Source organism: Cupriavidus sp. 05N39, assembly GCF_056397325.1.
In genome coordinates this window covers 1-24,421 of record NZ_JBFTNE010000103.1, presented here as the reverse complement: position 1 = coordinate 24,421, position 24,421 = coordinate 1, and the positions used below count along the sequence as shown (strand labels likewise).

At 61.6% G+C, this 24,421-nt stretch carries 18 protein-coding genes and 3 pseudogenes; 6 read left to right on the top strand and 15 right to left on the bottom strand.

The annotated features are described in order from the left end of the window. Nucleotides 1-42 precede the first annotated feature (42 nt). Together AC1DN0_RS33370 and AC1DN0_RS33365 are read left to right on the top strand one after the other, a co-directional pair. Nucleotides 43-1,506 carry a Y-family DNA polymerase gene (locus AC1DN0_RS33370; protein ID WP_441633093.1) on the top strand — a complete coding sequence of 488 codons (1,464 nt, stop codon included), beginning with the start codon at nt 43-45 and terminating at the stop codon, nt 1,504-1,506. 9 nt (nt 1,507-1,515) lie between these two features. Further along, nucleotides 1,516-4,668: pseudogene (locus tag AC1DN0_RS33365) on the top strand (error-prone DNA polymerase). A 538-nt stretch (nt 4,669-5,206) separates the two neighbouring features. Here the strand turns inward: AC1DN0_RS33365 and AC1DN0_RS33360 are convergent. Both AC1DN0_RS33360 and AC1DN0_RS33355 read right to left on the bottom strand, forming a co-directional pair. Continuing rightward, nucleotides 5,207-5,965, bottom strand: coding sequence for a tetratricopeptide repeat protein (locus AC1DN0_RS33360; RefSeq protein ID WP_441633091.1), 759 nt, complete (start codon nt 5,963-5,965; stop codon nt 5,207-5,209). A gap of 154 nt (nt 5,966-6,119) precedes the next feature. After that, a pseudogene (locus AC1DN0_RS33355) lies at nt 6,120-6,443 on the bottom strand (ISL3 family transposase); the annotation flags it as partial. On the opposite strand from AC1DN0_RS33355, the gene AC1DN0_RS33350 reads away from it, so the two are divergent. Then, complete coding sequence (locus AC1DN0_RS33350) at nt 6,442-6,864, top strand: hypothetical protein (RefSeq protein WP_441633089.1); 423 nt, start codon at nt 6,442-6,444, stop codon at nt 6,862-6,864. The pseudogene AC1DN0_RS33355 and the gene AC1DN0_RS33350 overlap by 2 nt on opposite strands. 354 nt (nt 6,865-7,218) lie before the next feature. On the opposite strand, the gene AC1DN0_RS33345 is transcribed toward AC1DN0_RS33350, so the two are convergent. From AC1DN0_RS33345 to AC1DN0_RS33325, 5 genes are all read right to left on the bottom strand, one after another. Continuing rightward, nucleotides 7,219-8,211 (bottom strand): quinone oxidoreductase family protein, encoded by a 993-nt coding sequence (locus AC1DN0_RS33345; protein WP_441633122.1) that lies wholly within the window; start codon nt 8,209-8,211, stop codon nt 7,219-7,221. A 110-nt stretch (nt 8,212-8,321) separates the two neighbouring features. Further along, on the bottom strand, nt 8,322-9,290 hold the full coding sequence (locus AC1DN0_RS33340) for a Bug family tripartite tricarboxylate transporter substrate binding protein (protein ID WP_477146327.1): 969 nt from the start codon (nt 9,288-9,290) through the stop codon (nt 8,322-8,324). A 127-nt stretch (nt 9,291-9,417) separates the two neighbouring features. Beyond that, nucleotides 9,418-10,305 (bottom strand): fumarylacetoacetate hydrolase family protein, encoded by an 888-nt coding sequence (locus tag AC1DN0_RS33335; protein ID WP_441633085.1) that lies wholly within the window; start codon nt 10,303-10,305, stop codon nt 9,418-9,420. Between the two features lie 185 nt (nt 10,306-10,490). Beyond that, nucleotides 10,491-12,194: an FAD-dependent oxidoreductase gene (locus AC1DN0_RS33330; RefSeq protein ID WP_441633083.1), complete on the bottom strand. Its 1,704-nt coding sequence runs from the start codon at nt 12,192-12,194 to the stop codon at nt 10,491-10,493. Between the two features lie 6 nt (nt 12,195-12,200). Then, nucleotides 12,201-13,238 (bottom strand): cupin domain-containing protein, encoded by a 1,038-nt coding sequence (locus tag AC1DN0_RS33325; protein ID WP_441633081.1) that lies wholly within the window; start codon nt 13,236-13,238, stop codon nt 12,201-12,203. A 374-nt stretch (nt 13,239-13,612) separates the two neighbouring features. Between AC1DN0_RS33325 and AC1DN0_RS33320 the strand changes: the two genes are divergently transcribed. Continuing rightward, nucleotides 13,613-14,434 carry a FadR/GntR family transcriptional regulator gene (locus AC1DN0_RS33320; protein WP_441633079.1) on the top strand — a complete coding sequence of 274 codons (822 nt, stop codon included), beginning with the start codon at nt 13,613-13,615 and terminating at the stop codon, nt 14,432-14,434. Between the two features lie 785 nt (nt 14,435-15,219). On the opposite strand, the gene AC1DN0_RS33315 is transcribed toward AC1DN0_RS33320, so the two are convergent. The 4 genes from AC1DN0_RS33315 to AC1DN0_RS33300 all read right to left on the bottom strand — a co-directional run bounded on the left by AC1DN0_RS33315 (nt 15,220) and on the right by AC1DN0_RS33300 (nt 18,403). Then, the gene (locus AC1DN0_RS33315; protein WP_477146326.1) at nt 15,220-15,699 is read right to left on the bottom strand and encodes a hypothetical protein; all 480 of its coding nucleotides are present in this window, start codon (nt 15,697-15,699) and stop codon (nt 15,220-15,222) included. 609 nt (nt 15,700-16,308) lie between these two features. Then, nucleotides 16,309-17,004 carry a nucleotidyl transferase AbiEii/AbiGii toxin family protein gene (locus tag AC1DN0_RS33310; RefSeq protein ID WP_441633075.1) on the bottom strand — a complete coding sequence of 232 codons (696 nt, stop codon included), beginning with the start codon at nt 17,002-17,004 and terminating at the stop codon, nt 16,309-16,311. After that, complete coding sequence (locus AC1DN0_RS33305; RefSeq protein ID WP_441633073.1) at nt 17,001-17,504, bottom strand: helix-turn-helix transcriptional regulator; 504 nt, start codon at nt 17,502-17,504, stop codon at nt 17,001-17,003. Before AC1DN0_RS33305 ends, AC1DN0_RS33310 begins: the two co-directional genes overlap by 4 nt. A gap of 245 nt (nt 17,505-17,749) precedes the next feature. Next, a complete protein-coding gene (locus AC1DN0_RS33300) occupies nt 17,750-18,403 on the bottom strand; it encodes a glutathione S-transferase family protein (RefSeq protein WP_441633071.1) in 654 nt (217 codons plus the stop codon). A 97-nt stretch (nt 18,404-18,500) separates the two neighbouring features. Here AC1DN0_RS33300 and AC1DN0_RS33295 point away from each other — a divergent pair, with 97 nt between their 5' ends. Further along, nucleotides 18,501-19,748, top strand: coding sequence for a polyhydroxyalkanoate depolymerase (locus AC1DN0_RS33295; protein WP_441633069.1), 1,248 nt, complete (start codon nt 18,501-18,503; stop codon nt 19,746-19,748). A 225-nt stretch (nt 19,749-19,973) separates the two neighbouring features. Here AC1DN0_RS33295 and AC1DN0_RS33290 read toward each other — a convergent pair whose 3' ends face one another. The 4 genes from AC1DN0_RS33290 to AC1DN0_RS33275 all read right to left on the bottom strand — a co-directional run bounded on the left by AC1DN0_RS33290 (nt 19,974) and on the right by AC1DN0_RS33275 (nt 22,232). After that, entirely contained in the window at nt 19,974-20,540 is a 567-nt protein-coding gene (locus tag AC1DN0_RS33290; RefSeq protein ID WP_441633120.1) for a phasin family protein, read from the bottom strand. 452 nt (nt 20,541-20,992) lie between these two features. Further along, nucleotides 20,993-21,361 (bottom strand): calcium-binding protein, encoded by a 369-nt coding sequence (locus tag AC1DN0_RS33285; protein WP_441633067.1) that lies wholly within the window; start codon nt 21,359-21,361, stop codon nt 20,993-20,995. Between the two features lie 35 nt (nt 21,362-21,396). Next, on the bottom strand, nt 21,397-21,894 hold the full coding sequence (locus AC1DN0_RS33280) for a hypothetical protein (RefSeq protein WP_441633065.1): 498 nt from the start codon (nt 21,892-21,894) through the stop codon (nt 21,397-21,399). 17 nt (nt 21,895-21,911) lie between these two features. Then, nucleotides 21,912-22,232, bottom strand: a complete 321-nt coding sequence (locus AC1DN0_RS33275; RefSeq protein ID WP_441633118.1) for a transposase domain-containing protein — start codon at nt 22,230-22,232, stop codon at nt 21,912-21,914. A gap of 158 nt (nt 22,233-22,390) precedes the next feature. On the opposite strand from AC1DN0_RS33275, the pseudogene AC1DN0_RS33270 reads away from it, so the two are divergent. Beyond that, nucleotides 22,391-24,307, top strand: a pseudogene (locus AC1DN0_RS33270) (DUF4158 domain-containing protein); the annotation flags it as partial. Nucleotides 24,308-24,421 lie beyond the last annotated feature (114 nt).

The window sequence follows — 24,421 nt, the reverse complement described above, 5'->3', positions numbered from 1 at the left end:
TGCGCGTCCTGCTGGAACCGTCGCCGATCCTGCTTCACCGTCATGTTGCGCCTCTGGATCTGCCTGCACCTCTCGTCCCTGCCACTCGAAGTCTTCCGGCCGAATTGGTCCACTGAGTTGGCTGTGGCGGTGTTGGACAAGGAACGCGTGCACCTCGCTTCGCGCCTGGCGGCGGAGGCTGGCGTCCGCCCGCAGATGCGCCGCGGCGGTGTGCTGACCATCGCGCCGCAGACCCTGCTGTACGATCGAGCCCCGGAGAAGGAGGCCGACGCCCTGCAGCGCGTGGCCATGGCGTTCCTGCAGTTCGCGCCCAACGTGGTGCATGCCGAGGAAGCGTCCGTGCTGGTAGACGTGTCGGCCAGCCTGCGCCTGTTCGGCGGCATCCGCCAGTTTCGCCGCCGCATGCGCGCGTCTGTCGCCGCGCTGGGCTTCAGCGCGGCCCGCGGCTGTGCTCCGACAGCCCAGGGCGCCTGGCTGTTGGCCCATGCCGGTGGCGCAAGCACCCTCAAGATCGAGGCATTGGAGCGCCGGCTCGGCGCGCTCGCCATCGGCACTCTGCCCGCCGCACGGCCATTCCTGGAATGGCTGGATGGACTAGGGTGCCGTTGCCTTGCCGATATCCGCCGGCTGCCGCGGGCCGGGCTGCAGCGCCGGTGCGGCCGAGAACTGAACGAGGCGATGGATCGCGCCCTGGGCCAGGCGCCAGAGATCTTCGAATGGCTACAGGCCCCGCCAACCTTCTCCGCGCAGGTCGACCTTCCCGATCGCATCGAGCATGCGGAGGCCACCCTGCTCTACAGCCGCGGGCTCATCGTGCAGATGCTGGGCTGGCTGGCCGCGCACCATCTGGCGGTCACCAAAGTCCTGGTGGAACTCAAACACGAGCGCGGCCGCGAGGCGCTGGCGCCAACCGTCATCGAGATCGCGCTGGCAGAGCCCAGCTGGAGCGAGGATCACCTGATGCGCTTGCTGCGTGAGCGGCTGGCGCAGCTGCAGGTGGATGCCCCCATGATCGCGGTGCGCCTGTCCGTCACCGACGTGCAGGCCAAGGCGCCGCCCAGCGAATCGCTATTTCCTGAGCCCGGCGGCACGCCCGAGGACCACGCCCGGGTGATGGAGCTGCTCGCGGCGCGGCTTGGCGCCGACAACATCCTGCGGCCGGAGTTGCGTGCGGACTACCGGCCGGAGGTAGCCAACACCTGGGTGCCGGCCGTCGGGAAACCCCGACCTGGCGCGGAAGCGCCCGCCCTGCCCCGCCCGGCTTGGCTGCTGGACAAGCCGATTGCCTTGCTGATCCGCGATCATCGCCCGTTCTATGGCTCGCCCCTGCGCATGGTGTCTCCCCCGGAACGCATCGAGGCCGGTTGGTGGAGCGGCGAGCTGGTGACGCGGGATTATTACGTGGCCGAGGGTCGCGATCACGCCCATTACTGGGTCTATCAGGAACGCATGGGCAGCCGGGACGGCGATGAGGTCACGTGGTACCTGCACGGGCTGTTCGGGTGAGGTGGCGCCATGGAATCCCTACGCACCGGCGGCGGCTTGCCCGACTACGCCGAGCTTTACTGCCTCTCTAATTTCTCCTTCCTTGAAGGCGCATCCCGCGCGGAAGAGCTGGTCGAGCGCGCCGTGCAACTGGGCTACAGCGCGCTCGCCATCACCGACGAATGCTCGTTGGCCGGCATCGTACGGGCGCATGCCGAAGCCAAGAAGCACGGGCTAAAGCTGCTCGTCGGCACATCGTTTCGCCTGGTCAATGCAGACGGAAGCCCCTGCATCTCCTTCATCGCACTCGCCCGCAATCGCGAAGGCTACGGCAACCTGTGCGAGCTAATCACGCTGGCCCGCACGCGCACGGCAAAGGGCGCCTACCTGCTCACGCGCCGGGATCTGGACGCCCCGGAAGGCGCCTACACGCACCTGCGAGGCCTGCCCGATTGCACGATCATTTTCACGCCGGAGTACTGCACACCCGCGGAGCGGCTGGACACCCAAGCCGCATGGATCACCGCCACCTTTCCAGGTCGCGCGTGGATAAGCCTGACCCTGCTGTACCGCGCCATGGATGACATCCATCGGGCTGGCGTGATGGAAGCCGCCGCGGCCAATCACCTGCGCGTGGTGGCCACCGGCCACGTGCAGATGCACGTACGGTCGCGCAAGCCGCTCCACGACGTGCTGAGCGCAATCCGCCTGCGCAAGGCCGTCCCCGATTGCGGGTATCAGCTGACCCCCAACGCAGAGCAGCACCTGCGCTCGCGCCTACGGTTGGCCAATGTCTACCCGCACCGGCTGCTGACCGAATCGCTGCACATCGCCAATCTCTGCCAGTTCTCGTTGGATGAGTTGCGCTATGAGTATCCCGATGAAGTGGTCCCGACTGGCGTCTCTCCTGCGGAATACCTGCGCAGTGAAACCTACATCGGTGCGCACCACCGCTTCCCCAGAGGCATCCCTGCCACCGTCCAGGCCCAGATCGAGCACGAACTGGCGCTCATTGGGGACATGCACTACGAGCATTATTTTCTGACGGTTTACGACATCGTCCGCTTTGCGCGCTCCAATCGCATCCTCTGTCAGGGGCGAGGCTCGGCGGCCAACTCCGCAGTCTGTTACTGCCTGGGTATCACGGAGGTGGACCCGGCCCGTGGCAACCTGCTCTTCGAGCGGTTCATCAGCAAGGAGCGTGGCGAGCCACCGGACATCGATGTCGATTTCGAACACTAGCGCCGCGAGGAGGTCATCCAGTACCTGTACACGAAGTATGGGCGAACCCGCGCGGCGCTGGCTGCGGCCGTGGCCACCTATCGGCCGCGCAGCGCGCTGCGCGAGTCCGGCAAGGCGCTTGGCGTGGACCCGGCCATCGTCGACCTGGTCGCCAAGGCACACCACTGGTTTGACAGCAAGGCAGACCTGCTCAAACGTTTCGCGGAAAGCGGCGTCGATACGGAAAGTGCGCCGACCCAACGATGGGCAAACATGGCGACGCAGCTGCTCGGCTTTCCTCGGCACCTCTCCCAGCATTCGGGCGGGTTCGTGCTCGCCCGCGGCAAGCTATCGCGCCTGGTACCCATCGAGAACGCCGCCATGCCCGATCGCAGCGTAATCCAGTGGGATAAGGACGATCTGGATGCCGTCGGCTTGCTCAAGGTCGACGTGCTGGCGCTGGGCATGCTCTCGGCGATCCGCCGCGCGCTGGATCTCGTCTCTGAACAGCGTGGGGAGGCATTCGAGCTGCAGGATATCCCGGCGGAGGATCCGGCCACCTACGAAATGCTGTGCCGCGCGGACAGTGTCGGGGTGTTCCAGGTGGAATCCCGTGCGCAAATGTCCATGCTGCCCCGGCTGCAGCCCCGCACCTTCTATGATCTGGTCGTCGAGGTCGCCATCGTGCGACCGGGTCCGGTGCAAGGAGGCATGGTCCACCCGTACTTGCGGCGCCGGCAAGGCAAGGAACCGGTAACCTATCCGAGCCCGGAAATGGAAAAGGCGCTGTCGCGCACGCTCGGCGTGCCGATTTTCCAGGAACAGGTGATGCAGGTAGCCATGCTCGCAGCGGGTTTCTCGGCTGGCGAGGCTGACCAGTTGCGTCGGGCCATGGCGGCCTGGAAGCGCAAGGGTGGGCTGGAGCATTACTACGACCGCATCGTCTCCGGCATGCTGGAACGCGGGTACGAACGGGAATTTGCCGAGAGCATCTTCCGGCAAATCCAAGGCTTCGGCGAATACGGCTTCCCAGAGAGCCATGCGGCCAGCTTTGCGCTGCTGGTCTACGCCAGCGCCTGGCTGAAATGCCATGAGCCGGCCGTGTTCCTCTGTGCGATGCTCAACAGCCAGCCGATGGGGTTCTACTCGCCTTCGCAGCTCGTGCAGGATGGGAAACGCCACGGTGTCCAAGTGCGGCCAGTGGACGTCACGATCAGCGGCTGGCACTCGTCACTGGAAGCCGTCGACAAGAAGCCGCCAGCGGTTCGGCTCGGCCTCTCGCTGCTGCGCGGGATGCGCGCGGAGGCGGCGCAGCGCATTGAGGAGGCACGCGCCGTGCGCCCATTCTCAGGGACGACGGACCTTGCCCGCCGCGCAAACTTGGATAGGCATGATGTGCAGGTCCTGGCCGCCGGCGACACACTGCGAGCCCTCGCTGGCCACCGACGCAACGCACTCTGGCAGGCCACGGCCGCGGTGCCCGACAAGGATCTGTTGCGGCCTGCCGACGTGCCGGGAGAACTACCTTCACTGGTGGCGCCTAGCGAGGGCGAGGCCATTGTCGCGGATTATCGATCGACGGGCTTGACCCTCAACCGGCATCCGCTGGCGCTRCTGCGACGACATCTCGCCAGCAGACAGTTCGTGACAGCGGAAACGCTATTCCGCTATCAGGACCGCCAGTTGGCCCGCGGCGCTGGCATCGTGACGGTGCGACAGCGCCCAAGCACCGCGAATGGCGTGTTGTTCATGACCATCGAGGATGAGACGGGATCGGTCAACGTGATCGTTTGGCCGTCGGTGCTGGAGCGGTTCCGCAAAGAGGTGCTGGGCGCTCGCTTGATCGGTGTCCTGGGCCAGTGGCAGTGCGAGGGCGAAGTGAGGCACCTCGTTGCACAGCGGTTGGTGGATCTCACACCGCTGCTCGGCCACCTGGAAACGAGCAGCCGCGATTTCTGCTAGCTGACGGATACAGCTAGATTCAAAACGCCATGCCGATTTTTCTTATCAAGAATAGGGAAAATTGGGTACACACCTCCCACCTGGCTGGCGGATCGGCACATATTCTCCAGCGCCGTAATACGTGCATTAGGGCGCGAGTTACTCTCAAGTAGACCCGTGGCGACCTTAGCCGTCGAAGGCCGGCTATCTCTGCAAATGTGTGGGAACGGGCGTGGTGGTCTGCGCTTGGTTGCCGGCTGCGGCAAACCAAGCGGATACTGACAGCCGGGTGGCTCGCGATGACTGCCCGATTTCTTCATTGGACGTTCAGCCCTTTGCCTGCCCGGCAGAGGGTTTTTTTGCGGGCGGGTGGCGGGCAGGCACTGAGTTGTCGCAAACAGGACGCCGCAAACCGCAAACCAGCGAGGCCGCAATGTGGATGCCCCGCGGCTCGAAGCGCTGTGAGTTGGCGAACTGGTAACCCCATCGTCTGGGCTGACCACCATTCCGCTCTCGCGCCCGCGCCATGGCGCGCCAGCCTGCGTCACAACATCAGGGTCTACGGGAAGGCTGATGACATCATCCGTTCCGCAATCTCCTGAAGCGCTGCCCGGGCCGCCGCATCGCCGCGCTTTGCTGCTTTTCTCAGAAGCGAAAATCCGTGATTGGCATCGGCGGAGGAGTGTCGCCCATGCAGATGCAGGAGAGCCAGTCGCGCCGTCGCGTGAACAATCCCGCCGGCCGCTGCGAGGCCATAGAAATGGGCCGCCTTGTCGTAGTCGACCGGCGGCAAATTCTCCCTGCTCTGCCCGGGATAATCGTCCCACGTCACTGCTGCATTCATCGCGGCCGATGAAGTCCCCTGGCCCGCGGCTTCCTCATGGAGTGCCAGCGCGCGGTAGCGATCCACCTGGGCGCCTCGTCCCAGCATTAGACTGTCCCCGAGACCGCTCAGTGCTGTCAGACGGACCTGCGCGGGCGCGCCTGGAATGGAGAGGATCCTCTCGAAAAGGCGATTGGCGTACGCGGGATCACAACTCCCACCGGCGCTCTTCAGGCAGGCGATGGCCAGGTTGGCGAGGGCCTCGGGAAATGGCGAAGGCCCTTCGGAAAGGGTTTCCCAAAGTCGGCGTGCCGCCGCCTCCCCGACTGGATTCGCGGAGTCCAGGAGCTGGCAGGCGAGCCCGTTGACAACCTGGGGTGTGATGGCGCCCGCCGCTAACTCCCCCGCAAGGTATTCGGTCGCACGTGTGGCGTCGACGTCGAAATCGCCTTCCATTAGTCGCCCGAGCGCTACAACACCCGATTCCAATTCCATCCTTTCCTCCGCTGCGCAGCGCAGGAAGTCTAGCAGCATCGATCCGCCACCTTAGCGGTCGCGCGTATGCTCCCTGAGGGAACCCCTCCAGCGTCCATCACCGGCCTTGCTCAAATCCCCGCGCTTCGGCATCACGAAAGCTGCTTATGCACAACAGCATGTAAGCCCGGGTGAGCGTGTGCTTGCCACTGGCCCACGGCAGGGCTTCGACCTTCACGCCACAGTCACGACAATCGACGCGCCGCATGGTGTAAAGCAGGAACACTGCAAAACCCCAGACTGGAATAAACTCGAACCTGCGCTGTGCAAGCGTGTCGTAACCCCGCGCAGGCTGGCTACAGCATGAGCAGATCGCCTTGGAACCCTTGCGCGGTCGTACGTCGATCTCGATGGACTGGGTTGCTTCGCACAGCCGCGCACCTTCATAGACAAAACCGGGAAAATGGTGGCAGGCGTTGAGCAAGCGAGTCAGCAACATGGTTAGCGCGGCCCCAAGCGGCAAGGGCAAAAAAGTCGCTATTGTTGCCCCGGACCAGGATGCGTTGGCGCGTTACGTGCCGGACCTGCAAAACTGGTCCGCGTCCTGGCGTTTCGATGACCAGGACCTCCCGCCCGGGCAGGCACTCGTCGAAGTGTTCACGCCTTTCCTGCAACACCTGCTCACACTGGGATATGCGCGCAAAACGTTGAATTATCACCGCGATCACCTCTGGATGCTCGGCGGGCATCTCATTGAGGTCCGCCACGAAGACCCGGACGCCATGGATGCCCGCACGCTCGTTCTCCACCAAATTCACAAGTACGGAGGTCCGTTGATCTCCCGGCACCTCGACGAGCAGGCCCAGAGCGCCTTCGATGCGACCTGCAAGAAGCTCTATCGCTTCCTCTGCCCCTCGTAAATCGCCTCGATCTACCCACAGATTCCCCCGACGAGCCGAAATTTCTCATGGCCGCCAGCCAGAAACCCGCATAAATACTAGGGGTAGCTACCCCTGTGAATTGCAGCAGAAACAAAGGCATACCGTAACGCACGGCCTCCCGCGCGGCACCGCCGGCTGCTTTGCTAACCAATGTCCCCGGTATCGCCGACGCCGTTCTCCAGGGCGATATCGCTGCTGGGAAACTAACGCCGTCAAGCTCAAAGTCTAGCGTTGCCTGCCCCTGGAACCAGCACGGCACGTCGTTCGCAAATCATCGCCTTCAATCGATTTTCTCGGCTTGGTCTCCAGATTTTGTAGAATGTCCGCTTCCCGTCATCGGATCCAGGCAACCGATTTACCAATCTGCTGCCGGGACTCGATACGGGCATGCCCTTCGGCAATCTGGTCGAACATATAGTGATTCGCGATTTCGATTTTCAACCAGCCGTCGCTGATTGCCTCGAAGATGTCATCGGCTCTGTGCTGTACCGTACCGGCATCCTCCATGTGATCTGCCAGCCTGGGCCGGGTCAGAAAGAGTGAACCAGCTTCCCCCAGTTCATAGGGATCGACGTCATCAAGACTCCCGGATACGTTTCCATAGTTGATGACAAGACCTCGCTTGCGTGTGGCGCGGAAACTATCCCGTAATGTGGCGCGGCCAAGGGAATCGAACACCACGTCCACTCCTGCGCCGGAGGTCAACTCTCGCGCCACATCTGCGAAACGACCCTCTTCGTAAAGAAAGGCTGCCTCGGCCCCGCGTTGCCTGGCGACTCGGCACTTCTCCTCGGTACTGGCAGTAGCAAAGACTCTCGCTCCGACTCTCGTCGCCATCTGGATGAGAATTTGGCCGATACTCCCTGAAGCCGCGTGGACCAGGCAGACGCTGTCTGCCGAGAGGCGGGCGACGTCATGCACCAGATAGTGAGCAGTGCAGCCTTGAAACATCGCGGCCGCGGCCATGTCATAGCCAATTGAATCGGGAAGTACGGCGATCCTGTTTGCGGGGATACACGCGTACTCCGCGAAGCTCCCCCATGCGATGCACCAGGCAACACGCTGACCTTGCCTCAGATGGGTGACACCTTGCCCGATATGTACAACGGTGCCAGAGCCTTCCATTCCAAGTATGCAGGGCAGACCTACAGAGTAGGTGCGAGAGTGAGCGTACTTTCCCTGGCGCGTGTGGATGTCCATGAAATTGATACCAGCACACTCGACCTTTACAAGCACTTCCCCAAGTCGCGGGGTTGGTACCGGCATGTCGGAATTCACACGGACAACTTCCGGCCCGCCATATCGTTCGATCCACATAGCCCGCATGGTCTGCCCTGCTGCCAGCGTCTCATCTACCCTTCCCGCTTTCGCGTTAAAACCTATTTCGTCATTCATGGTGATGTTGGCCGTAGCCGCTAGTGTTTCTCCCGACGCGGTCACTCGGCAGCTACTCCCGCTGTTTTGATCATCGCAGCAGTAGACTGGACCTCTTCCGCAATGACGGCGCGCAGTTGCTTGCCATCGCTGGCCACCACTTCCAGGTCTCGCGGTTTGAGGTACTGCTCTATGAATGCGGGGTCGCGCAGGATGTCACGCACATCGGCGCGGATTTGGTCGGACACTGCAGCTGGCGTACCCGCGGGTGCGAACAGGGCATACCAGATCGATATCTTGGCGTAGGGAAATCCCTGCTCTGCGACGGTGGGTACGTCGGGAAAGCGAGCAACGCGTTTGTCTCCGGCCACAGCGATGGGCTTGATCTTTCCCGCCTGAACAAGCGGAGCAATCACACCGGAGCTGGCAGAGGCCAGGGCCACCTCGCCGCCTGCCAGGGCGGTAAGGTTTTGCGATACACCGTTATAAGCGACGTGTGTAATGTCGATTTTTTCGTGGTCCGCGATCGTTGCAAAAAGCAAATGCGGCTGGCTACCTTTTCCATATGACCCATAAAATAGCGAACCCGGCTTTTCTCTCGAAAGTCGGACCACGTCCTTAAGCGAACTCACGGGAAGGCTTCCATTCGCTACGATGAGTTGGTTTGCTTTCACCATTAGGGTCAAAGGATCAAAATCCTTGTCGGGGTCGTATCCCAACCTTTTATATAGGAAGCGATTGCCGACGATAGACTGATTCACCGTTGCCAAAAGGGTGTAGCCATCCGCCGGAGCTCGGGCGACCTGAGCAGCACCAATCGCGGAGCCTGCGCCTGCCTTGTTCTCAATCACGAYGGGCTGCTTCCAGCGCTCCGCCAGTTTCGCGCCCACAGCCCTTGTGATGATGTCGACTCCGCCTCCAGGTGCGAATGGAACCACGATCGTAACCGGCTTGGTTGGATAAGATCGGGCCGCCGAGGCTGACGTCGCCAGTGTAAGCAAAAGTGTAGCCAGTAGAACCTTGTGTTTCATCGCTCGTCTCCAAACCTATTATTGAGTACCAGACTGTCACCAGTTGCCTTACCAACCATGGCATGCCGGGGTGGCCGCACTGCGAGTGAGGCCCACCAAGATGCTGCTTAATCAAGCACGCCCTCCCTCAATATGGGCGCGGCGCTCGAACATCTGTCTCACTCACCGATAGACTCATCGCCCCGATCCTCTCAATCTCGATCCGTACCTCATCGCCGGGGACGAACGGACCAACGCCCTCCGGCGTTCCAGTGGCAATGACATCGCCTGGTTGCAGGGTAATTACTGAGGACACCAGCTCAATAAGTTCTTCGATCCCGACGATCATTTCACTCGTATTCGCGCTTTGCCGGAGTTCCCCGTTCACCCATAGCTTGTTCCCGAGCTTTTGGGGGAACTCCACGTCATCCGCCGTAACGATCCATGGACCAAGTGGCGTAAATGTCTCGAAGGACTTACGCATAGAGCGCTCTTCTTCCGCTACCCCCTTTTCTATACGCATTGTCGCGTCGATCAAGCACGCATAGCCGAAGACGTAGTCCATCGCCTCACTGCGCGGCACGTTGCGCGCCTCTTTCGAGATAATTACGGCCAACTCGGACTCATGGTCAAAGCGCCGAGCGGAACCCTTGGGGAGTTGCAGCCGACCACCCGCACCAACCAAGGAGCCAGGAGCTTTGAGGAAGAAACCTTGCTCACGGGCGGACCGCCCGCCTGGCGTTACTACTCGCTCGCCTAGCTCGCCGATGTGCTTCTGGTAGTTCGCAGGAGCGGCGAAAACATGTTGGGGCGCGGGATTGGCCGGCAGCAGTCGTGCGCTGGCCAACGGCAGCGCCTTCCCCTTCTGGCGATGCTCACCGAACGTTTGGCGCAGATCCGACCAATGGCTGATCAGCCAATTGATGCGTTGGCGCGGCATTTCGGCGAGAAAGGCAGGTAGCTCTCCTGTCATGTCATAGATGGTGTCGCCCTCGACGACGCCGACACGATAATCGTTGAAGGATGCAATTTTCATGAGCAGATCTCAAATATCAGGTTTCTCAACCGTTGTTGAAGTGGGTARTCGGCTTGCGTCTCGAACATTCTAGGAATGAAGACGGACCTATGTCGTCTATGCCAGCCCGTCCCAGTCGTCACAACCTTCGGACGATCGAATCGATGCTACAGGTTTCCAAATTGACTGGGACGCCTGGGACAGGTCTATGCCGCTTCCTGTACGGATGCACCGTCCGGCGACGCACCTCGTACGATGTCGATGATGTGCAGTGGGTCTTCTGGCTCGCTGTCGCTACGCCAGGCGCATTGACCATCCGGGCGAACCAGCACAAGGGCTCGTTCGTAGAGAGCGTGTGCCCCAGCATTGCTTACGCTGACAACTTTGAACGGCACCTTGCGCTCGCTTGCCGCGGCGGCGAGCCCCGTCCCTGCAGGTGCGTCGGTGCCAAATCGCAGGAGGACGAACTCCTTCCCGAACAGATCCAGCGTCGAGACGTTCTCCTCAAGCCATACATGCGGGGCGCGCGCGCCGGGACGAGCCGTTTGCGAGTACGTCTGCACGGTGTCATCCGGCCTCGGGGTTCCATCGGGCACGATGATGGGCGAGCCTTCATAGACGTAGCCGAGATGGATCCCAATGCTGAACCATTCGCGCCTCATCAGTTCCGTGTACGCGTCGCCGAATGCCTTGCGCGCATTTTCGCCGTCTGGTGTGGGATCGAACAACTCCTTCGGCGGTTCGGTGACGCGCGGATTCAGCATACGCTTGAGGTTCCCCGTGGACTCCTCCACATTGCGGATAGCGACTGGGCGCTGCTCGATCTCGTACGACTCGAGCAGCCTTCTGCCGCCCCATCCTTCGAGGCAGGCGGCAAGCTTCCACGAAAGGTTGACCGCGTCCTGGATGCCGGTATTCATGCCGAATCCGCCAGTCGGTGAGGTGAGGTGCGCCGCGTCCCCTGCAAGGAATACTCGCCCGGAGCCATAACTCTCCGCGACAAGTTGTCGCCTCACCCACGGGAGCATCGACAGGATCTCGAAGTCGAAATCGCGACCCACCGCACGTACAATGGCCTTGCGCATGTCGGCCTCGGTAAGGCTCTGCATGGTAACGTCGCCGACCAGAGAGAAGCGCCACTGATCGCGACCGTTAATGGCGACGAGCGTAGCCCAAGTTCCTTCGGGGCCGATAAAGATGTATCGGTATGCCGGCTTCTTGTTGTGCAATCTCTCAAGACCCTCGCACCGGAATACCACGTTGGTGGTGTACGTCAACACCGGCTCACCCGCCATCTTGATATCCAACTGCTGGCGCACCGTGCTCGCTCCGCCGTCCGAGCCGACTATGTAGTTCGCCGCGATGGTGCTCGTTTCCCCGGTCTTCACGTTACGCACCGTCGCCAGCACGCCCTCTTCGCTCTCCGAGAAATTGACCAATTCCGTGTGATAGACGATTTGCACACCTGAGAACTGCTGGGCGAAGCGCCTGAGAACGGGGTCGAAAAAATTCTGGGGGCACCGCTCACGGTGCTGCGGGCTCTGCGGGGGCGATTTCTCATCCTTTGGAGCTGGAAACTCCTCGCGCCCAAACTCGTAACCGTTCAACGATGTCACCCAGGCGCAGTCCTGCGTGTACTCGCGGTTGTAGCCTGCACTCTCGACCCAGTCGACAATGCCCCAACGGCGGCAGTACTCCATCGTACGGATGCCTACCATATCCATTTTTGGCTGGTAGACGCCGCCGTCCCCTTTGTCAATCAGGATGCAGGATTGGCCGCGGAAGCCGAGATCGCCCGCCAGTGCAAGTCCGATCGGTCCGGCGCCAACGATAAGAACAGGTGTTGTGATATGTGCCATGGTGATATGGGGTACGGGAAGAATGAGGTTTTCGTGAGGTTTGAAAAGCAAGGAAGATTATTCTGAGGCAGCGAATTCTTCCCGGTACAAGCCTAGGGCTCGCAGCGCAGGAATATCGTTCACCTGGAAGAGCGTTGCCGGCTCTTGCGACGTAAGGGCATGCTCGTACCAAGACCAGGGCGGGATCGCGATGAAGTCTCCCGGCCCCCATTGGAAGCGCTGACCGTTCACCACCGTGGTTCCGTTACCACCGATTACGTAGTTGAGGACGGAACCGGTGTGTCGTTGCGGCAGACATCGACTGTTGGGACGCAGCCGCTGCAGGCGCGTCCCAATTGTCGGAAGCGCCGATTGGCCAGTCGCCGGATTCTGGTATTCGAGCTGTGTATCGCAGTATGGGTCTGGCGGCAGTTCGGCGGCGGAACTCAATGCCGCCAGCGCGCGGTCCGCCGGGTAGGCCAGCAACGGATTTACGGGGTTATGCACTTTCGGCCGTACGGGGCGCATGATGCCGCTTCCAAACTGCTGGTACGAACGATGCGGATACTCGGAAACGGTCTGGAGGTCGGAGGAGAAGCCTTCAAAGAACGTTGCGTGCATGGCCCGTACCAGTGAGATGTCGAGCACATCAAGCCAGATCATCGGTTCATTGCCGAGGTGGACGTGGTCGTGCCAAGTCATGGCCGGCGTAATGACAAGGTCTCCCTCGTTCATCGCATACTCCTCGCCATCGACCGTGGTGAAAGCCCCCTTTCCCTTCATGATGAAACGAAGAGCGGAAGCCGCATGCCGATGTGCCGTCGCCACCTCGCCTGGCAAGATGACCTGAATCGATCCCCAGAAAGTCGGCGTTGTGCCATAGGGAAGCCCGGGGTTGGTTAGCCGCAACGTTCGCCGGTTGCCTTTGGCCTCCAGTTTGAGATCCCCGCCAATACGCTCCAAAAGCGGCGCAAGGTCTGACCACCGCCAATGAAGGGGCGTCATGGACGACAGCGGGTCACGAGTGAAAAGGGGCGGATCGCTGGGCTGATGTACCCGGCAATTGAAACGCCCCAACTGCTCGTCGAGACTCTGACGCGCGTCTGCGTCGCTCATCTGGCTTCCATTCAGTTCTGCCATTACGTTACCCAACAAGTTGGAGGGGCGAAGCAACGACCGTCTTCCGCCCGTATGTCAAAAGGTCTGACCTTTATGTTATTTGGCGATCGTATCCCCGTCAAGCGTCAGAGTTTCGAAATCGGGCCTATTGGCCCACGACTCGGGTAAACACCGTGGCACGACTGCTGCCGTCGTCGCTCAGGCAAAGTAAGCGGTTCATCCCTCTGGCTAGGTACTGCACACAAAAGGTAGGACCTTCACCTCGATTGTGACTGTATGGGTTAAAATCGGAAGCCCTTCTCAGGGGAGCCGTCCTCACGGCTGCCCCACCGATCGGGGTCGCTGTTCCATCCAGATAGAAGGCAGTCAACATGACCGTTACAAAGAACCACCTACGCACCTCTTCCGACGTCAAAGATGGCGCAGTTCCGATCACTTCTAGGAAATCTGTCGATCAGGGAACACAACCCATTTTCAAATCGGTAAGGCCGCGGCGCGCGTTTGAGGACATTTGCCTGCAGATCCGTCAGGAACTCAGTGAAGGGCGACTAAAGCCTGGAAGCCGCCTGCCGGCGGAGCGCGAACTTGCGGACCAGTTTGGCGTGTCACGAACGGCAGTTCGGGAAGCCATGCGTAGCTTGGAAGTTGCCGGCCTCATAGCCAGCGAGCGGGGTGTGAACGGCGGCACCTTTATTCAACGTGGCGATCCAGAGCTCATCACGCAGGCGGTCCAGGATATGGTGTTGCTGGGTCGAATCAGTATCGATAGCCTCACCGAGACGCGCATCATGCTGATGAATGATGCGCTGCGCTTGGCATGCGAGAGGGCAACGAACGTCGATCTGGACGCTATCGAGCGCGATATTGATCTGGTGGAAGAATTGACACTCAGCGGCAACCTGACGCGACGCTCCTCCTACATCACAAACTTCTACGGTCTAGTTGCACGTGCGACGAACAACGAGGTGATGGTCATGCTAATCAACTCGCTATCCGAAATCGTTCGGCAGTTGCTCGATCGTATCGGTCCGGACCCGCGCAGCGATGTTGTCGACGTTCGCCGCCAGATACTGAAACACTTGCGTGCACGGGATGCAACCGCAGCCATCCAAGAGATGACCCGCCACCTGGAGCGCCTAAGCCAGCAACTGCGCACAAAAGAAAAGGCCATGGCTCGGAAGCAGCGTTCATAGACTGGCTCGTTCTTATGGGCCTATCGGATGCTCCGCCCGTAGTCCGGCGAAATGGATTAGTCATGCGCGCATGAGGGGGTGATCGCCCTTTTGCTGCAAATTGATACAGTCGCGCTCCAAAATCTCTTGTGAATCAACGACTTGCAAAAGAGTCGATCTTCTCGATTCAACAGCCCGACTATCTGTCAGATCGAGTCCCAGCTAATACAGTTGAGCGTATCGCGCTCGGCCTGCAGCCGCGTCCGCTGCCTCGGCGCCGACCACGGCGGCGTCTTGCGCCCTCGCCCGCACCGCCGCCAGTTCGGTGCGCAGATTCCACGACAGCCTGCTCGCCCTTCTGGCGCAGCGTGCGCTCCTGGTCGATCTCGCGCAGCGCGCAACGCTCGGTGGCGCCGGCCCGCTCCTGCGCGACGGCCACCTGCTCGCGGGTGCGCTCCAGGTCCGTCGAGAATTGGGTACGTAACTCCTGCAACTGCCGCTCGAGCGCCTCTGACCTGGCGTGTTCCCGCCTCGTGACGCGCGTCCGCCTCGCTCGCCTGCAACCGCGCTTCGRCCCGCAAGGCGGCCAGCTCACTGCTCGCGGCCTCGTTGGCGGCGTGCCAGATCGATTGCGCAGCATTGGCGGCGATCGCCTTGAGCGCGCCCGGCAACTCGGGATGGTCGATGGTCACGCGCATCTTGCCGCTTAGTCAGCCCCCGTTTTGGCGCGGTCTCCATGTCGGACTCGATTCGCGGATACGCGGCGACGTCGCCACCGTTGCGAGGACAGTGCGCGCGACGACGGACTACCGCCTCGGCGCTTCCCRGGCGTCGCAAAGAAAGCTCAGGGTATCGTCATGCTTGATCCTGACGTGCCATTCTCCAACGCAGTATTTGGCGTCGGAGAACTTCTCCCGCCATCGGCGCGAGAGAGTCTCGATGCATGCACGCCCTTGCAGTGGCATCTGCGGCGCGGCGGCCATCTGTCGCAGCATCTGCAGATAACTGGGATCTCCCCAGCGGGGCGTGGCTGCGACGTGCGCGTTCCAGACAAGCACCACCAGTTTGTATGTCTCGCGCACCACGGCGATCGGCGTGTCTTCGGTAATGGCCTCGGACAGAAGCGGCTCGCCGAAGTCCAGAATCGTCTCGGAGATCTTGCGTTCGGCTTTGCCCGCGCTTGCTCGGTTCATTGTTTCGCTCCGCTTGATGCCCGACAGCGGTTCAATGCCGGGTCGCCGAGGCTGCAACTGGCAAGGACGAACGAATTTCGGCTCGGCGTGCAAGGCATCTTGCGCACAAGCACTGCCATTTTGTGCTTTTGGGGGTACAACGCCTTTGGGGCTCGTAACGGAACCATGTGAACGCGGTGGCCGAAACCACGACGCCATGCGGCATGGGCCATCCGGATTCTCCAGTTCGTCTCCCACCGCTCAAGGAATGGACGCGTCGCCAAAGCGGCGGGGTCATTCCCCGCAGGTGGATTCGCAACTGGAAAACGGAGATCGCTTGCGGGGGAGGGGCGTGAACACACTGTAGGTGTCTCATTATCCTCTGAGGTAAGACTGACCGTAGCCCCCGCTTTGGCGCGGTCTCCGTTTCCGAAGACGCTGCGGATGCTGACGAGGCGCCGCGTGYCCGGTGTATGGAATCCTGAGCTGCCACTATCCCTCCATCGCCAGAGCATAAAAACTACCGCATTGCCGCTTAGTCAGTCCCCGCTTTGGCGCGGTCTCCAGGTCGAGGCCCATTGCTCGGTTGGAGGTACAGCCAGGTGTACGTTCGCCAAGCCTGAAGTTGTGCAGCAAGCTGTTGCACAATTGTGATCAGTGCACTGACATAGAAAGCGAGAGCGCCAAAACCGCCAGATTTCGCGCAAAAAATACGGCTACCCCTTACGGGCGCTGTCGTTCCCGCGCCCTCTGCGGAGCGTCATCGGTTTCCTGCAGCGAATTGAGAAAATCCCGCGCCAGCGCGACACACTCATCAAAGCTTCGGTCGAAGCTGATCCGCTGGATCCTGGCGAACTGCTCGCGCATGATCGGCGGGCCCACCTCGATTTGGCCCAGGAAGGCTGCTGCATGCCTGAGCAGAAACGGCGCGGCATGCGCGAGGGCTGTTGGTTCTTGCTCGACCACGACGGCAAGGTCGAAGAGATCCCGTGCGGTGGCGCGGTCGCCCCGATGGTAGAGCTTCTTGGCAACGATTTCGGCTGCAGTCTCCACTTTGACTGGCTGCCCCATGATCTCCCAGATCTCGAATGGCTCGTCGGTCAGGTTGGGCGAGGCGACGATGTCGACTTCGCCGGCGTCGAGGACCAGCTTCACGAAGTTCCCCTGCTCCACATAGTCGCTCGTGATGCCCTCTGCGGTCTCACTCAGGCGGGGCGTCACGAACCCTAGATATTGCGGGTCCGGCACAAAGAGGTCGATATCGCGTGAAAAGCGATGGCGGTACCGGAGCATCAGGACCGTCCCGCCCCCGAAGGTCCAGAACGGCTCGATACCCCCATGCTTCCTGACCTCCTCCATCAGCGTGAAGGCGTGAGGGAACAGGCTTTCCCAGATGTCACCCTGCAGCTCAATCTTCATGCCCACAGCCCTCCGCGTGTCGCCGTCAATGACTGCGCGAGCCGTCTGAGGTTCTTCCAAATGTCGGCCGGTTTCCGATGCTGCTTCGCCGCCACCTCGGCCACTACCTTGGTGACGAGTTGCAGTGGCGCCTCATCGAGGACCTGGGCTACTTGCGGCCGAAACTCCGCCGGCACCTCGCCAGTGGCCAGCGCCCATTCAAGCTGATCAGGCGTGAGCTCGCCGGTGTAACTGACGTTTGCGCCTTTCGCGGCCATCCATAGCGCGCGGGTCGGCGTGCCCCTGGCCTGGCGGTCGGCTTCGGGATCGTACACATCAAGCGCCAGGCCGAGGACGTCCATCAGCCGGCCCAGCGTTTCGAGCGTGGCGTTCACGGTTCCATGCTCGATGCCGTTTAGGGACTGGCGCGACAGTTTGGCCATATCCGCCAGTTGCTGCTGGGTCAGGCCGAGGGTGATCCGCTTGTGTTGAATCGTATTACCCAGGAATGCAGGGTTCATGGCGAGAATCTCCCATCTATGTGTCAAGTATAGACGACATAAACGGACAGATGTTCCTTCGGCAATGTGTGTGCTAGAGGGATGCCTCAGCACGGCCTGACCCTGGCCCACCTGCAGGCCGCGGACTGCAGATCAAGGAACTGGCTGCGCAGGAACGGTCAGGAAAGACGCAATCTGCGCACAACGACGGCTAAACCGTTAAGCACCGGAACGCAACGCCGACCGCACGTATGGGCTCGGGATGCTCAAAACTCGACATCCAGTTCATCGATTTCCTCAGGCTCCCGCTGCGCCGCCTCGATCCATTCCTGCATCTCCGGCAGCGCCATGATCGTGCGGCAATAGCTTTCCGATACCTCATCGAGCTTGACCTCGTAGGTGCGAAACCGCGTGACGACCGGTGCGTACATGGCATCGGCCATGGTGCGTGCGCCGAACAGATAGGGCCCATCGTAAGCCGAGAGGCATTCGCGCCAGATGGCGGTGATCCGATCGATATCGCTCTGGGCGCGCGACCAAACTTTGAAGCCGGGGTGGCGGGCACGCAAGTTCATCGGTAAGGCTGCGCGCATGGCGCTGAATCCCGAATGCATCTCGCCGCAAATCGCCCGACAGTGGGCACGAGCAATGCGGTCCTCAGGCAGAAGCGCAGCCTCTGGTCGCACTTCGTTCAGATACTCGGCAATGGCCAGGGTATCCCAGACTACTGCACCGTCGTGTTCCAGGCGCGGTACCAGCGTCGAGGGCGAAAGTAGCGAGAGTTCCGCGCGGCTGGCCGCGTCCGTCATCGGCACCAGGATCTCCTCGAATTCCAGCCCGCTGAATTTTGCCAGCAGCCAGCCGCGTAGCGACCAGGCGCCATAGTTCCTGCTGTTGATGGTCAGGGTTGTCCTTGACATGGCGAACTCTAAGAGATAAAGGAGTGACTTAGTGATATCGACGCAACGTCATACATATCGCTGCGTGGCTGTCGATGTGCATTTTGCGAGTCACCCCATGATTTACCAGGCGTACCAACTGCTGGCCGACCTGATGGCCCCATTGCAGGCCGCGACCGACGCCGCATCCTGCACGGCGTCGCCAATACCTGCGTCCGGGCCCCATTTCGCGCCGGAGTGGTGCGCGCTCCTCCAATGGAGCGCGCTTGTGCGCCTGCGCCACGAGCGGCCGCCTTTTGGCATCCACGCGGCCTGGGTCGACGGTGGCAGCGTCGCCGTGAGCGAAGAGGTGGTGCTCGCCACGCCGTTTTGCTCCCTTCTGCATTTTAGGAGGGACATTGCGCCCGGACAACCGCGCGTATTGCTGATCGCGCCCCTGGCGGGCCATTTCGCCAGCCTGCTGCGAGCGACGGCGGCCACGATGCTGGCTGACCACGATGTCTACCTGACCGACTGGCGTAATGCGCGCGACATCCCCTTATCCTGCGGGCCCTTCGGCTTTGACGACTTCGTCGCCCAGTTGATCGGTCTTCTCCGCTTTCTCGGTCCAGGCACGCACGTGGTGGCGGTCTGCCAGCCGACGGTGGCCACCCTGGCCGCCGTCGCGCTGATGGCCGAAGACGGCGATCCGGCGCTGCCGCGCAGCATGACGCTGATGGCCGGGCCGATCGATGCCCGCGTCAATCCGACCCGCATCAATGAACTGGCGGTGCGCACCCCACTCGCCTGGTTCGAGGCCAGCCTGATCGACACCGTGCCGGCCCGCTTCGCGGGGGCAAGGCGACGCGTCTACCCAGGCTTCGTGCAGGTGTGCGCCTTTCTCTCCATGAATCTGGATCGGCATATTGCTTCGCTGATCCATGCCTACCAATACAAGCTGGATGGTGAGACGGCCAAGGCCGAGGCGATTCGAGCCTTCTACACCGACTATTTTGCGACAATGGACCTGCCGGCCGAGTTCTACCTCGAGACCGTGAGTCGGGTGTTCCAGCAGCACGTCCTGCCGCGCGCCTGCTTGACGGTGGCGGGGCGGCGCGTGGACCTGCGTGCCATCCGGCGCACGGCACTGCTGACAATCGAGGGGGAAAACGATGACATCTGCGCGGTTGGGCAGACCGAGGCGGCGCAGGAGCTGTGCAGCGAGCTACGGTCTAATCTGAAATCCCACTATGTGCAGACCGGTGTTGGGCACTACGGCGTGTTCGCCGGCCGGCGCTGGGCGACGCAGGTCTATCCGCTCCTGCGCAAGATCATCCACGAAACGGAACAGCGTTGCGTGGAGGCCGCCCAGCCGGTGCCCGGCTGATGGCAACGCGCGGGCCCGCCCTCCCCGTCCCACATAAGGGGGAAGCACCAGCCCATGCATGCTTGTGCCGCGCCGCAATGCCGCTGCACAGGTCATGCGCAGCCTGGGTCTGCCCGGGGTCGGAAATATTGCGAATCCACTAGGTGCCCCGGGTGCGCCATCACCAGGCCGGCATGTTTTCCTGGCGACACATGGATCAGCTACTGCCGCTGGCTTGCATCGACGTCAGGCCTTGGCGGTGCGCGACGCCTGGTCAACGACCTGCTTTGCTGCCTTGGACGTCGTGTTGCTCGCTGTGCCGAGGATCTGTTCTGCACCTTCGCCCGCTTGCTTCGCGGTCTGGTACATCGACTCATACAATTTATTGGTGGCAGCGATCACCGAGGCCAGTGCGCCCACCGCGCCTTCCGAACCGGCTGGTGCGCTGCTGGCGAGATCATCGACCAACTCCTGCATGCGGCGATTGTACGCTTCGGACTGCGCCTCGGTCATCTTGGTGAACTCGGCCTGGGTAGCCGCCCCGATCTCGCGCAGGCGGCGGTTGTAAGACAGCACCTTCTCGCTGAGGGGTTTCATCATACCGGCCTGTAGCGCGAGCCACTCCTGTGGGTCTTTGGCGGACAACGCCATCTGCGAGTTCTCCTGCGCCTCAGTCAACGTCGACTTCATGACTTCCAGATTCAGCTCAACGAGTCTCTCGAAGCTTTCGAGGGCCTTGTTTGCCAGGCCGAACATCACGGCCACGTTTGCCTGTTGTGTGGCGGTGAATTGTTCGGGGGGAAACGCGTTCATCATGCACTCCTGAAATTGGCCGGACACCCCTCCTGCTGCCGGACGGCCATGCTTGTGTGATTGCCCGGCGTCGACATCAGCGTGAGCGCGGAACGTGCGATCCGGGACGTCCCTGACAAGAGGGGTATTGCCAGTTCATGTCGGACCCGATTCATTCAATATCGCCTCCCCCCTATTTGCAAGGCAAGGCACGCGCTTTTTTTAACGCTTTCGCGCCAGGTGTTGAGTATCGCCAACTCCACCACTGGGGCTGCGTGCGCGGTTGCAGGTGCCGTTCTTAACGGACAGGACGTACGCAATTTCAAGCGTTGGTACCCGCCTGACAGGCGAATCGAGGGATTTGCTTCGTATCCGTCAGCAGAACCCATGTTGACTTGGCAATACTGCTCCGTCAGGTCATTGGCGTTGTGGGGGGCATCGGAGGCTATGGCATCACGGCTGACGATCTGATGTCAGAACTGATAGCCGCGCTCCCGCCAGTACTGCCAATCGGCAATGGCCTGCTGCGTCAGCTCGTCGCTCGCCAGTGGCACGAGTTGCGCTAGTGGTACAGCAAGCTTGCGCTTGTTCCATCGTATCCACACGAAGGCTTCAGTCTCGCACACGTCCTCCGGCGCCATTGCGATCACCTGAACCCGGTCGCCGGGGCTGAGCGGTGAGGTTGGCGACCTCTTGCGAACCTCAGCTTCAAACGGAACGGTGAGTTGCTCGTCGAGGTAGTAGTACCATGCCATAGACCGCTCCTCTGAGTTGTAAGCGTCGACGACCACCTCCATCTCGATTCGCTGTTCGCGGTCCGGCTCGATCTTGCGTTTAGACATGTTTGTCGTACTGATGTCGATGGAAGACTGGAAGCTCAGAGGTCGACGACCTTGCGCAGAAGTGCAAACGAGACACGCCAGTGGCCCTCATCGGGATTGCACTGCACAGAAGCAGTCTTCTGGTTGATGCGTACGATGGTGCCGATGCGCTCGTGCAAGTGCTGGTCCGTGAAGGCCACCGTGTCACCGGCCACGAAGTCAGCACGTTGCGCACGGGGCGGTGGCGGTGGATCGTGCGGTGATGGTTGGGCCGCAGCGTTGGCGTCGGCGATGACCGCGGCATAGGGCAAGGCCCAGCGCCGGCGCGTAGCGGTGTCCTCGATCACGGCCTGGGTCTGCCGCAACTCAAGGATACGGCCCTGCCGCAGCGGCTGGATGAGATCGTCGGCCACGTAACTGACGGTCATGCCGATATGCAGGTGCCGGCGGCTCTCCAGGATCCGCTTCGGATCGTCGAGCATCCGACCGATGGTCAGATACAAGCGGTACAGGTCGGCGCTCGGGGCGAGGCGCAATGCGTCAAGAATGTCCATGACGCACAGTTTACCGGTTAGCGTGGCAGCGGTAGCAGTTCGTGGACCCGGCTGATGGGGTGGGCTGGCAGGCGCTCCAGGGTATCCTTGAGCCAGCCATAGGGCTCGATACCATTCAGGCGACAGGTACCCAGCAGCGAGTACATCGTCGCGGCGGCACGCCCGCCACGCGGCGAGCCCACGAACATAAAATTCGCTCTGCCAACGGCAATTGGGCGGATGGCGCGCTCGAGGCGATTGTTGTCCGGCTCCAGGATACCGCTTTCGGTGTAGCGCACGAGGGCCTGCCAATGTCGCAGTGCATAGCCGAAGGCCTGCTCCAACGGCTGCCTGGCCAGCAGACCATGGGGTAGCTTTGATTTCGGTGCAATATGCGACGGTTCGCAAGCCCAGCAGCGACGCGGGTGCTCATCCCTAAGTTATTGATTTTTTGAGGTTTGCTGTTCGCTTCTGCTTGGCGTATCTTGTTTGGCCCAATGCACGGGAGGCGCACGAGATGCAAGGCTGGCAGAGCACCTTTTTGGGCGCGCGCGAGGTGCCGCGTGAACTCAGCAGTTTCGAGTTGCAGACGTTCTTCACATACAGCCACGCCGAGCATGAATTGATCGGGCGACGGCGCGGCCCAACGATGAAGCTGGGCCTGGCGCTGCACATTGGTTTTTTGCGCATGAGCGGCTGCCTATTGGATGCGTTCAGTATCCTGCCACCAGTACTGCTGCGCCACCTCGGCACCGAACTCGGCATCAATACGCCGGATCTGGCCTCCTTGCGGGCGCTCTACGCGCGTGGGCGAACGCTCTCCGACCATCAACTGCTGGCCTGCCAGACGCTCGGGTTTCGTTGGATAACGGTACATCAGCGTCGAGCCCTGGTGCGGGCGCTGCGTGACGAAGTGCTGCATTGCGCCGATCGGGACCGACTGCTGTCATATGCGCACCAGTGGCTGTATCAGCATCGACTGATCATCGTGCATGAGCGCGCCATCCGAAGCCTTGTCGCAGCGGCACTGACCGAGCTTGAGGCCGGTGCCTGCGCCTCGATCCATTCGGCGGTACCTCCCGCGACATGGCGACGATGGCTAGCCGCAATGGAGCAAGCGCGACCGGATGGTCAGCACGTCCAGAACTGGTTGTGGGCGGTCCCGGCGAAGCACTCGACGCGACAGTTCGCCGAAGTGCTCGAACGTATCGAGTGGCTAGTCGAGATTGGCGTCGACCGCCATCGTTTCGGTCTCAACGATGTTTTGGTGCGCCGTTTTGCACGTCGCTTGGCGGCGCGGTCCCCATCGCTCAGCGCACGAATTAAGGAGCCGGCACGCACCGTCGAGTTGGGCTGCTTCCTGCGATATTGCCTGCTCACTGCCACTGACCAACTGATCCTCATGTTTCAGCGCCGGGTGGCAGATCTATGGCGGCAGAGCGCGGAGGGTGTGAAGGCTCCCATTGACTGGGCCGCACAGTACCGGCAACTGCTCGACGAGGTGGCCAGCTTGAGTAGCGATGGGAGTATTCCAGATGCCGAGCTGCGCTCGCATCTGGCCCAGTTGGTGGCCGACAAGCGCACTCAGCGCACACCGAGCCGGTCGTCTGCGATCAGGCAGCGGCTGATCGATGCCATCAGGCCCGTACGCGCGTTACTGGTCGTCGTCGCCAAGCTGCCCTGGCAAGCCACCGGCGAACCCCCGGTAATTGACGCTCTGGGCAAGCTGCGCCACCTGTATGCGAAGGCCGTTCGAAGCTTACCCGATGACGTGACCGCCCCTTGCCTAGGGCCAGCCTGGCTCGATGCGATCAGCGGTGCCGATCGTGAGCGCGCCTTCCGGGCGCTTGAGGTCGCCACCCTGTTCGCCCTGCGCCGTGCCGTGCGCAACGGGTCGGTCTGGATCGAGCATTCGTTGAGCTTCCGAGGTCGCGAGAGTTTGTTCCTGCCAGCGGAGCGTTGGCAGGCTGAAGCTCGGCGCCACTATACGCGGCTGTCGCTGCCAGCCCAAGCTGCCGATTTTCTCGGACCGTTGCTTGAGCGCGTGCGCACAGGCATTGCCGCGGTCGCGGTAGCGACGCGCGCTGGCACGCTACGCGTCGATGACGAGTTGCACCTGGCACCGCTAGCGGCACAGGAAGAGGATCCCGAGGTCTCAAGGCTGCGGAGCCGCCTTGACCACCACATCGGCGATGTTCAGTTGCCGGAGGTCATCTTGGCAGTGGACGCCCAGACGCGCTTCAGCTGGATCATGCTCGGCCGCGAGCCCCGGTCTGCGCAGGAACTGTTGATGGTCTACGCTGGCATCCTCGCGCATGGCACGAGTCTGACGGCGGCCGAGTGTGCCAGGATGATTCCACAATTGTCAGCCACGAGCATACGTCACGTCATGCGCTGGGCGGGCGATGAGCGGCGACTGGTTCAGGCCTGTAAGGTGTAATAGCCTAGACTAAATCTGACAGTGGTTGGTTATCCATGCCGCCGCACATCGGTGCGAAGGGCGTAGCCCAGAGTGCCAGTGTGCGGCGGAATCCACAAGGAGTCCGCC